Origin of the sequence: Streptomyces sp. NPDC002265 (genome assembly GCF_040296125.1) — a bacterium.
Classification (GTDB): Bacteria; Actinomycetota; Actinomycetes; order Streptomycetales; family Streptomycetaceae; genus Streptomyces.
In genome coordinates this window covers 1-9,312 of the sequence record NZ_JBEOWS010000367.1, presented here as the reverse complement: position 1 = coordinate 9,312, position 9,312 = coordinate 1, and the positions used below count along the sequence as shown (strand labels likewise).

Sequence of the window (9,312 nt, the reverse complement as noted above, 5' to 3'; positions counted from 1 at the left end):
GCTGCACCTCGTGGCCGGCCCGCACCCAGCCCTGGGTGCCGCCGGTCAGGGACAGGGCGTGGACGCCGTGCCCGGCCAGGACCTGCCGGGCGCTCTCGGAACGTGCCCCGGAGGCGCAGACCACGAGGAGTTCGCCGCGGATCTCGCGCAGTGTGGGGACGGCGTGCCCGATGCGGTCCAGCGGGATGTTGTGGGCGCCGGGCAGATGGCCGGAGGCGAACTCGCCGGGCGTCCGTACGTCGACGACGGTCAGCGCGGCCAGCCGGGCGTGCGCCTCGCTCGTGTCGAGGGCGGTGCGGGCGGGGGGAGTGGGGGGAGTGGTCACGGTGCGATCCTTTCGGGGGTGGTTGAACCGGCAGGAGAGATCCGGGCGGGGGAGATCCGAGGGGGAGGTAAAATACCCCCAAGGGTATGTAGAGGAGTGGTCGTGGAGCTTCAGTTCGAGGGCGATGAGCTCAAGTCCGTGCTGAACCGGCTGCGCCGGGCGCAGGGGCAGATCTCCGGAGTGATCAAGATGATCGAGGAGGGGCGCGACTGCGAGGACGTCGTCACCCAGCTCGCGGCGGCCTCCCGCGCCCTCGACCGGGCGGGCTTCGCGATCATCGCGACCGGTCTCCAGCAGTGCCTGACCGACGCGGGCGACGGCCGGGCGGAGACGACGGAGCAGATGAAGGCGCGGCTGGAGAAGCTGTTCCTGTCGCTGGCGTAGCGGCTGTTCCGCGGGAGCGGGTCACCGGGGTTTCCACGGGAGTCGTTCACCGGCGCGGGAGCGGTTCCCGCACGAGGGAGCCGTCAGCCTGCGCCGGGGCCGTTTCCCGGCGCCGGAGCGGGTCACAGCACCGCGTCGGCCAGCATCACCGCGGTGACCAGCAGCAGCGCCCAGGCGAAGAGGCGGCGCAACAGGTCCGAGGAGAGCCGGGCCGACAGCCGCCTGCCGTCCCACGCCCCGAGCACGGCGGCCGCGGTGAACGGCGCGAGATGCGTCCAGTCGACGCTCACCGCCGCTCCCGCGCGGGCGCCCAGCGCGGCGAGCGAGTTGACGGTGATGACCAGCAGACTCGTACCGACGGCCATCCGCATCCGCAGGCCGACCACGTTCACCAGGGCGGGTACGGCGAGGAAGCCGCCGCCCACCCCCAGTACGCCGGTCACCGCACCGAGCCCGGCCCCGGCTCCGGCGACCCGCAGCGGACGTACCGCGGCGCCGTCCCGCGCCGTGGCGGCGGGGCGCAGCATCCGCAGCGCGGAGATCCCGGCGATCACCGCGAACGCGCCGGTGAGCAGGGCCGACGGCAGCCGCGTGGAGAGCGCCCCGCCCGCGGCGGCGGGCAGGAGTCCCGCCGCGGCGAACAGTGCGCCGGCCCGCCAGTGCACGGTGCCGGTCCGCGCGTGCGCGGCCAGCGCGGTGACGGAGGTGACGGAGACGACGACGAGGCTCGCGGTGGTGGCCGCGGCCGGGGTGGAACCGAGCAGATAGATCAGGGCCGGTACGGCCAGCATGCTGCCGCCGCCGCCCAGCGCGCCCAGCGCGACGCCGGTGACGGCACCGGCGACGAGGGCGAGGACGAGCGCGGTCACGGCGCCGTACGGTGACAGGCGTCGGCCGCGGTGGCGTGGGCCATCGGGAGCCCGGCCGCGTGTGCTGCGTCGAAGCCGTCGTCGACGGCGACGACGTCCCGACCCGCCGCGTCGAGCAGCGAGGCCGCGATCGCGGCCCGCGTACCGCCGGCGCAGTGCACCCACACCGTGCCGTCCGGTATCTCCGCGAGCCGGTCGCGCAGCCGGTGCAGCGGTATGTGCACCGAGCCCGCGATGTGCCCGGCCGCGCGTTCGGAGTCGCGCCGCACGTCGAGGATCACGACCGGGGCGTCCTCGCGTGCCGTCCGTGCCGCGAGCGCGGCGAAGTCGGCCCGCGGGAAGGCGCGCGGCCGCTCGCCGGGGCGCACCCACTGTGCGGGGGAGCCGGTCGCGGCCGCGGCCGGCCGGTCGATGCCGACCCGGACCAGTTCGCGCTGGGCGGCGGCGAGCTGCCCGGCCGACTCGGCGAGCAGGGTGACCGGCCTGCCCCAGGGCAGCAGCCAGGCGAGATACGTGGCGAGCTGTCCCTCCGCCGCGAAGTTCAGCGACCCGTCGACATGCCCGGTGGCGAACGCGACCCGGTTGCGCAGGTCGATCACCCACTCCCCGGCGGCCAGCCGGGCGGCGATCTCCTCGGCGTCGGCCCGCCGCGGCGGGGTGAGGTCCACCGGCGCGGGGCCCCGCGTGTTCAGCGGGGCCATGTGCGCGTAGTACGCGGGCACGTCGTCCAGCCCGGCGAGCAGGTCGGCGACGAAGGTGTCGACGTCCTTGACCAGCGCCTCGTTCACGGCGCGCTCCTGGCCGATGGTGGTCGTCGCGCCGCCCTCGGCCTGTGCGGCGGAGCAGAAGCTGCCGAAACCGTGGGTGGGCAGGACCGCCGTGTCGTCCGGCAGACCGGCGGCCAGCCGGTGGGCGGAGTCGTACTGGGCCCGCGCCAGCCGTGCGGTCAGCCGGGGTTCCACCAGGTCGGGGCGGCCGACGGTGCCGATGAGCAGCGAACCGCCGGTGAAGACGGCCACCGCGCCTCCGGCCTCCTCCAGGACGTACGAGGTGTGGTGCGGGGTGTGGCCGGGGGTGGCGAGCGCGCGCACCACCAGACCGTCCGCGACCTCGACGACGTCGCCGTCCGAGACGGGTGTGTGCGGCTGGGCGATCCGGGCCGCGGCCGGCGCGAAATACGCGGCGCCGGTGATCCGGGCGAGCTCCGGGCCTCCGCTCACGTAGTCGTTGTGGACGTGGGTCTCGACGACGTGCGTCACCCGCACGTCCCGCCGTGCGGCGGCCGCGAGCACCCGGTCGATGTCCCTGGGCGGATCGACGGCCACGGCGCCCTGCGCCCCGCCCGCCAGGTAGCCGCGGTTGCCGAGCCCCGGCACGTCGATCGTGTCGACGAAGTACACGGCAGCACTCCTCTCGTCGTGAACACGCTGGAAATTACCCCCGGGGGTATGTCTACCACCGTAGCAGAGGTACCCCCGGGGGTATCTGTCGCCCAAGGTGGAGGACGGCGCGGCGCTCGTGGGGCATGCCCCTACCGAGCGGTCACGCGTAGGGTCGGACCGGGACGGATCCCCGTCGACGAAAGGGCTGAACACCATGGCGCAGGAAGTACGCGGCGTGATCGCACCGGGCAAGGACGAGCCGGTGCGCATCGAGACGATCGTCGTGCCGGACCCGGGGCCCGGGGAGGCCGTCGTGCGTGTCCAGGCCTGCGGTGTGTGCCATACCGACCTGCACTACAAGCAGGGCGGTATCAACGACGACTTCCCCTTCCTGCTCGGCCATGAGGCGGCCGGTGTCGTGGAGTCGGTCGGCGAGGGCGTCACCGACGTCGAGCCCGGGGACTTCGTGATCCTCAACTGGCGTGCGGTGTGCGGCCGTTGCAGGGCCTGTCTGCGGGGCCGGCCCTGGTACTGCTTCGACACCCACAATGCGAAGCAGAAGATGACGCTCGCCTCGACCGGCCAGGAGCTCTCCCCGGCCCTGGGCATCGGCGCCTTCGCCGAGAAGACCCTGGTCGCGGCAGGCCAGTGCACCAAGGTCGACCCGTCGGTCTCCCCGGCGGTCGCCGGGCTGCTGGGCTGCGGAGTGATGGCGGGTCTCGGCGCCGCGCTCAACACGGGCAACGTCGGCCGCGGCGACACCGTCGCCGTCATCGGCTGCGGCGGGGTCGGGGACGCGGCCGTGGCAGGCGCGAACCTGGCCGGCGCGGCGAAGATCATCGCCGTCGACATCGACGACCGCAAGCTGGCCACCGCCCGCACGATGGGCGCCACCCACACCGTCAACTCCAAGGAAACCGACCCCGTCGAGGCGATCCGCGAACTGACCGGCGGCTTCGGCGCCGACGTCGTCATCGAGGCGGTCGGCCGCCCCGAGACGTACAAGCAGGCCTTCTACGCCCGCGACCTGGCCGGCACGGTCGTCCTGGTCGGGGTGCCGACCCCGGAGATGAAGCTCGAACTGCCGCTGCTGGACGTCTTCGGCCGCGGCGGATCGCTGAAGTCCTCCTGGTACGGCGACTGCCTGCCCTCCCGGGACTTCCCCATGCTGATCGACCTGCATCTGCAGGGCCGCCTGGACCTGGAGGCGTTCGTGACCGAGACCATCCAGCTCGACGAGGTGGAGAAGGCGTTCGAGCGCATGCACCAGGGCGACGTCCTGCGCTCCGTGGTGGTGCTCTGATGACCGTACGCATCGAACGCCTCGTCACCTCCGGGCAGTTCACCCTCGACGGCGGCACCTGGGACGTCGACAACAACGTGTGGATCGTCGGTGACGAGCGTGAGGTCGTCGTCATCGACGCCGCCCACGACGCCGAGGCGATCGCCGAGGCCGTCGGCGAGCGCCGTCTGTCGGCCATCATCTGCACCCACGCCCACAACGACCACATCGACGCCGCGCCCGCCCTCGCGGACCTGACCGGGGCCACCATCTGGCTGCACCCCGACGACCTGCCGCTGTGGAAGCAGACCCACCCGGACCGCGAGCCCGACGCCCATCTGGCCGACGGCCAGGTCATCGAGACCGCGGGCGCCGACCTGACCGTCCTGCACACCCCGGGCCACGCGCCCGGCGCGGTCTGCCTGTACGAACCCGGGCTGGCCACGGTCTTCACCGGCGACACCCTCTTCCACGGCGGCCCCGGCGCGACCGGCCGCTCCTACTCCCACTTCCCGACGATCATCGACTCGATCCGCGACCGCCTGCTCACCCTGCCGCCGGAGACCAAGGTGCTCACCGGCCACGGCGACCCGACGACCATCGGCGCCGAGGCCCCGCACCTGGAGGACTGGATCGCGCGCGGCCACTGAGCAACGACCGGCACCGCCTCGCGCCCGGCCGGGTGACCGGCCGGGCGTGACGACGGACACCGCGCCAAAGGCGACAGAAGATGTCCGGTTCACCCGGCACCCTCGAAGACGACATCGGTCGTACGGGTACGGGAGGTCGGACATGTCCGGACCGCTGGCAGGCAAGGTCGCCTTGGTCGCGGGGGCCACGCGCGGAGCGGGACGCGGGATCGCGGTGGAACTCGGCGCGGCGGGCGCCACGGTCTACGTCACCGGACGCAGCACCCGCGCCCGGCGCTCCGCGTACGACCGCCCCGAGACCATCGAGGACACCGCCGACCTGGTCACCGCGGCGGGCGGCCGGGGCATCGCCGTACCCACCGACCATCTCGTCCCGGCCCAGGTCCGCACCCTCGTGGACCGGATCGCGCGGGAACAGGGGCGCCTCGACGTCCTCGTCAACGACATCTGGGGCGGCGAGAAGCTCTTCGAGTGGGACACTCCGGTCTGGGAGCACGACCTCGACAACGGACTCACGCTGCTCCGCCTCGCCGTCGAGACCCACGCGATCACCAGCCACCACGCCCTGCCGCTGCTGCTGGAGGGGACCGGCGGTCTGGTGGTGGAGATGACGGACGGCACCGCCGAGTACAACCGCGACACCTACCGGGTCAACCTCTTCTACGACCTCGCCAAGGCGTCCGTCCTGCGCATGGCCTTCGCCCTCGGCCACGAACTCGGTCCCCGCGGCGCCACCGCCGTCGCGCTCACCCCCGGCTGGATGCGCTCGGAGATCATGCTCGACGCCTTCGGGGTGCGGGAGGACAACTGGCGTGACGCCCTCGACCGCGAGCCGCACTTCGCGATCTCGGAGACACCGCACTATGTGGGCCGCGCCGTCGCCGCCCTCGCCGCCGACCCCGAGGTGGCCCGCTTCAACGGCCGTTCCCTCTCCAGCGGCGGCCTGGCCCTGGAGTACGGCTTCACCGACCTCGACGGCAGCCGCCCGGACGCCTGGCGTTATCTGACCGAGGTGCAGGACCGGGGCAGGCCGGCGGACGTGACCGGGTATCGGTAGGCCATGACACGATCAGAGAGCACACGATTCCAGGGGTACGCCGTCCTCGTCACCGCCGCCGCCCGCGGCATCGGAGCTGCCACCGCCGGGCGGCTCGCCCGGGAGGGCGCGCGGGTCCTGGTGACCGACGTGGACCTGCCCGCGGCCGAGCGGACCGCGGCGGCACTGCGCGAACAGGGCCTGGGCGCCGAGGCGTTCGGCTGCGACGTGGCGGACCGCACCTCCGTGGAGCGAGCGGTCGGCCACGCCGTCGAGACCTTCGGCGCCCTCGATGTCCTGGTCAACAACGCCTACGGCTGCACCCCGGACGCGGCCCGCTTCGAGGACGAACCCGACGAGGCGTGGGCCCGCGACCTCGACCTCACCCTGACCGGCGCCTACCGCTGCTGCCGGGCGGCCCTGCCGCACCTCGCGGCGTCGGGGCGCGGCGCCGTCGTCAGCATCGGCTCGGTCAACGGCCTCCAGGACTTCGGCAATCACGCCTACAGCGCCGCCAAGGCGGGCCTGGGCTCGCTGACCCGCACCCTCGCCGGGCACGCCGCCGGCCGTGGGGTGCGGGTCAACATGGTCGTCCCCGGCACCGTACGCACCACCGCCTGGGAGGGGCAGGAGGACCGCCTGGAGGAGATCGGCGGGCTGTACCCGCTGGGCCGGGTCGGCGAACCCGAGGACATCGCCGCCGCCGTCGCCTTCCTCGCCTCCCGGGACGCGGCCTGGATCACCGGGACCGCCCTCACGGTCGACGGCGGCCTCACGGCGGTCCACACCGGTTTCCACGCGGCCAGGGGAAGCCGGGAAGATCGGGGAGCAACCGGCAAACGTCCGGCGGGACCTGGCGTGTAACCGTTGTGTCCCGGCGCGGTCGGCCGTGCAACTTTCCTCTCGTACCGCCGGTCTAGGCAACTGAGATCGCAGGACGTACGAGAGGGAGTCCGCCATGGGGGACATGCACAGACGGGGCGCCGTCGCGCTCGGGATCACCGCGCTGGTGGCCCCGCTCACACTCGCAGTCACCGCCGCTCCGGCCCAGGCCGCGAGCTGTACGACGCAGGCCGGCCCGTACCAGAAGCAGGTGGAGAAGTTCCTCGGCCGTCCGGTGGACGGCAGGCAGTCCGCCACCGACTGCAAGGCCATCCAGGCCTTCCAGACCAAGCACGGCATCACGCCGAACATCGGCTACGCCGGGCCGGTGACCTGGGGCGTGATGGACCTGATGAACAAGCAGAAGGCCGTGGGCAAGAAGCCCAACGCGGCCGGCAAGTGCCCGACGAACAAGGGCCGTATCGCCTGCGTGAACCTCACGCTCCAGCTCAGCTGGATCCAGGACGGCTCCAGGCTCGTCTACGGACCCGTCCCGGTGCGCACCGGACGCAACGGCTACGAGACCCGTACCGGCCTGAAGAAGATCTACTGGCGCGACATCGACCACGTCTCCAACATCTACAACGTGTCCATGCCCTACAGCCAGTTCTTCGACGGCGGCCAGGCCTTCCACTCCGTCGGCCTGAGCATGTGGAACCCGCCGGGCTCGCACGGCTGCGTCAACATGACGAAGACCGACGCCAAGAAGTACTGGTCGCTGCTGAAGAACGGCGACGACGTCTTCGTCTACGGCCGCAAGCCGGGCACCTGACGACACCCGGCCCGGCGGGCCGGTCAGCCCTCGGGGGCGTCCCCGAAGTCCGGGATGTCCAGCCGCGTCCCGCCCTGCCGCGCCGAGTCGTGCGCGATGATGCCCGGCAGGGTGTAGCGGGCCGCCACCCACGCGTTCACGGACGGCAGGGTGCGGCTCTCGACGGCGGTCACGAAGTCGTCCACCAGGAAGTGGTGGCTGCCCTCGTGGCCGTTGTGCAGGGTGTCGAACACCCGCGGCAGCCGGGAGCGGTCGTGCACCGGCGCCGAGCCCGAGGTGAACGCGGCCCGCAGCTCCGGGGCGATGTGCTGCATCGACGGGTCGTCGGGGGCGAGGGTGGGCCGGGGCTCCAGCAGGTCGCTGATGTCCTGCACCCCCTTCTTGTCCTGCCACAGAGCCACCGTGGCCAGCTGTTCCATGCTGGCCTCCGTGCCGAAGAAGCGGAAGCGCGACTCCCTGATGTGCGAGGGGTAGCCGACCCGCCGGAACTCGTTCGTACGGAACGAACCGCCGCCGGCCACGGCGAACAGGGCGGTGGCGTTGGAGAGGTCGTTGCCGAACTGGCTGATCTCCTTGTCGAACACACCGTCCTGGCGCTCGTCGGGCACCCCGATCGCGGACACGCTCACCGCGTGCGTCCGCCAGGCGCCGAGCACCCCGCCCACCGAGTGCGTCGGGTAGAGCAGCGGCGGATAGCTGGCGGTCGCCTTCCAGTTCTCGCCCCCGCTGTAGCGGTAGGCGTCGTAGAAACCCAGGTCCATGTCGTGGACGTAGTCGCCCTCCGCGTAGAAGAGCCGTCCGAAGGCGCCCTCGGCGATCCGGTTGCGGGCGTGCACGGTCGCCGGGTGGTACTGGCTGGTCTCGCCCATCATGTACGTCAGTCCGGTGGTGCGGACCGCGTCGACGATGTCCGCGATCTCCTCCACGGTGACCGCCATCGGGACGGCGGAGTACACGTGCTTGCCGGCCCGCAGCCCCTGGAGCACCAGGGGGCCGTGCGTCCAGCGCTGGGTGAAGACCGCGACCGCGTCGACGTCCGGCGACTCCAGCATCGCCTCGTACGAGGGGAAGGTGCCCGCGAGCTGCTGGGCGGCGGCGAGCCGTTCGGCCCGCTCGGGCAGCAGGTCGGTGACATAGACGTCGTCGATACCGGGGTGGGCCTGGAACAGCAGGGCGAAGCGGCCGGAGAACTGGCCGGCGCCGACGATGCCGAGCGAGAACGTCATGGAGTGCGTGCCTTTCACTAGGACACTAGGAGAGGAACGTGTTCACCGCGGGAGCGGCACAATTATGACGTGAAGGGGTGGTTTCCGGCGCGAATCGACATGCGGGCACGCCCTCGGAGGATGAGCGGCGGTCCGGGTTCAGCCGGAGTTCCGGCAGATGGACGTGATCAGTAACACTGTCTTATATGTCCGATATGTTCCTGATTACTCACACGGCCTTCACGCAACGGGTCGTATGCTTCACGGCATGTCCACCAGTGTTGAACCCGTATCCGACCGATCGGCGGCGGAGGTCAACGAGGAGATCCGGGCCCTGTGGCTCCGGTCGGGCGGGACACTGAGCGGCGAGCAGCGCGAGGAGTACCGGCGGCTCGTCCTGGAGTGGGCCGCCGCGGCCCCGCAGTCGCAGCGGGCGGCCTGAGCACCGCCCTTCCGGGAACGGCGCGCCGCCGCGGCACCGCGGCATCGCCCCTGGCGCAGTGAGCGCCAGGGTGTCCTTCTCCC

11 protein-coding genes are annotated in these 9,312 nt (G+C 72.2%); 7 read left to right on the top strand and 4 right to left on the bottom strand.

The window, feature by feature from the left end:
• A partial coding sequence (locus tag ABT085_RS39185) for a rhodanese-like domain-containing protein (protein WP_351619571.1) occupies window positions 1–325 on the bottom strand: 325 nt, incomplete at its 3' end.
• A 102-nt stretch (window positions 326–427) separates the two neighbouring features.
• Here ABT085_RS39185 and ABT085_RS39180 point away from each other — a divergent pair.
• Entirely contained in the window at window positions 428–709 is a 282-nt protein-coding gene (locus ABT085_RS39180; protein ID WP_351619568.1) for a metal-sensitive transcriptional regulator, read from the top strand.
• 122 nt (window positions 710–831) lie between these two features.
• On the opposite strand, the gene ABT085_RS39175 is transcribed toward ABT085_RS39180, so the two are convergent.
• Together ABT085_RS39175 and ABT085_RS39170 are read right to left on the bottom strand one after the other, a co-directional pair.
• The gene (locus ABT085_RS39175; RefSeq protein WP_351619565.1) at window positions 832–1,578 is read right to left on the bottom strand and encodes a sulfite exporter TauE/SafE family protein; all 747 of its coding nucleotides are present in this window, start codon (window positions 1,576–1,578) and stop codon (window positions 832–834) included.
• Entirely contained in the window at window positions 1,575–2,978 is a 1,404-nt protein-coding gene (locus tag ABT085_RS39170) for an MBL fold metallo-hydrolase (RefSeq protein WP_351619562.1), read from the bottom strand. Before ABT085_RS39170 ends, ABT085_RS39175 begins: the two co-directional genes overlap by 4 nt.
• 196 nt (window positions 2,979–3,174) lie before the next feature.
• On the opposite strand from ABT085_RS39170, the gene ABT085_RS39165 reads away from it, so the two are divergent.
• The 5 genes from ABT085_RS39165 (at window position 3,175) to ABT085_RS39145 (ending at window position 7,582) form a co-directional block, all read left to right on the top strand.
• On the top strand, window positions 3,175–4,263 hold the full coding sequence (locus tag ABT085_RS39165) for an S-(hydroxymethyl)mycothiol dehydrogenase (protein WP_351619559.1): 1,089 nt from the start codon (window positions 3,175–3,177) through the stop codon (window positions 4,261–4,263).
• Entirely contained in the window at window positions 4,263–4,892 is a 630-nt protein-coding gene (locus ABT085_RS39160) for an MBL fold metallo-hydrolase (protein WP_351619556.1), read from the top strand. Before ABT085_RS39165 ends, ABT085_RS39160 begins: the two co-directional genes overlap by 1 nt.
• 142 nt (window positions 4,893–5,034) lie before the next feature.
• The gene (locus ABT085_RS39155) at window positions 5,035–5,949 is read left to right on the top strand and encodes an SDR family oxidoreductase (RefSeq protein WP_351619553.1); all 915 of its coding nucleotides are present in this window, start codon (window positions 5,035–5,037) and stop codon (window positions 5,947–5,949) included.
• Window positions 5,950–5,952: 3 nt separating this feature from the next.
• Entirely contained in the window at window positions 5,953–6,792 is an 840-nt protein-coding gene (locus ABT085_RS39150) for an SDR family NAD(P)-dependent oxidoreductase (protein ID WP_351619550.1), read from the top strand.
• A gap of 94 nt (window positions 6,793–6,886) precedes the next feature.
• Window positions 6,887–7,582 (top strand): L,D-transpeptidase family protein, encoded by a 696-nt coding sequence (locus ABT085_RS39145; RefSeq protein WP_351619547.1) that lies wholly within the window; start codon window positions 6,887–6,889, stop codon window positions 7,580–7,582.
• 23 nt (window positions 7,583–7,605) lie between these two features.
• On the opposite strand, the gene ABT085_RS39140 is transcribed toward ABT085_RS39145, so the two are convergent.
• Complete coding sequence (locus tag ABT085_RS39140; protein ID WP_351619544.1) at window positions 7,606–8,808, bottom strand: Gfo/Idh/MocA family protein; 1,203 nt, start codon at window positions 8,806–8,808, stop codon at window positions 7,606–7,608.
• Between the two features lie 235 nt (window positions 8,809–9,043).
• Between ABT085_RS39140 and ABT085_RS39135 the strand changes: the two genes are divergently transcribed.
• Entirely contained in the window at window positions 9,044–9,229 is a 186-nt protein-coding gene (locus tag ABT085_RS39135) for a hypothetical protein (RefSeq protein WP_351619541.1), read from the top strand.
• Window positions 9,230–9,312 lie beyond the last annotated feature (83 nt).

Bases quoted from the DNA above. Each gene is read 5' to 3' on its own strand.
- ABT085_RS39165 (WP_351619559.1), top strand. From the start codon at position 3,175: ATGGCGCAGGAAGTACGCGGCGTGATCGCACCGGGCAAGGACGAGCCG.
- ABT085_RS39160 (WP_351619556.1), top strand. From the start codon at position 4,263: ATGACCGTACGCATCGAACGCCTCGTCACCTCCGGGCAGTTCACCCTC.
- ABT085_RS39155 (WP_351619553.1), top strand. From the start codon at position 5,035: ATGTCCGGACCGCTGGCAGGCAAGGTCGCCTTGGTCGCGGGGGCCACG.
- ABT085_RS39150 (WP_351619550.1), top strand. From the start codon at position 5,953: ATGACACGATCAGAGAGCACACGATTCCAGGGGTACGCCGTCCTCGTC.
- ABT085_RS39145 (WP_351619547.1), top strand. From the start codon at position 6,887: ATGGGGGACATGCACAGACGGGGCGCCGTCGCGCTCGGGATCACCGCG.
- ABT085_RS39140 (WP_351619544.1), bottom strand. From the start codon at position 8,808: ATGACGTTCTCGCTCGGCATCGTCGGCGCCGGCCAGTTCTCCGGCCGC.
- ABT085_RS39135 (WP_351619541.1), top strand. From the start codon at position 9,044: ATGCTTCACGGCATGTCCACCAGTGTTGAACCCGTATCCGACCGATCG.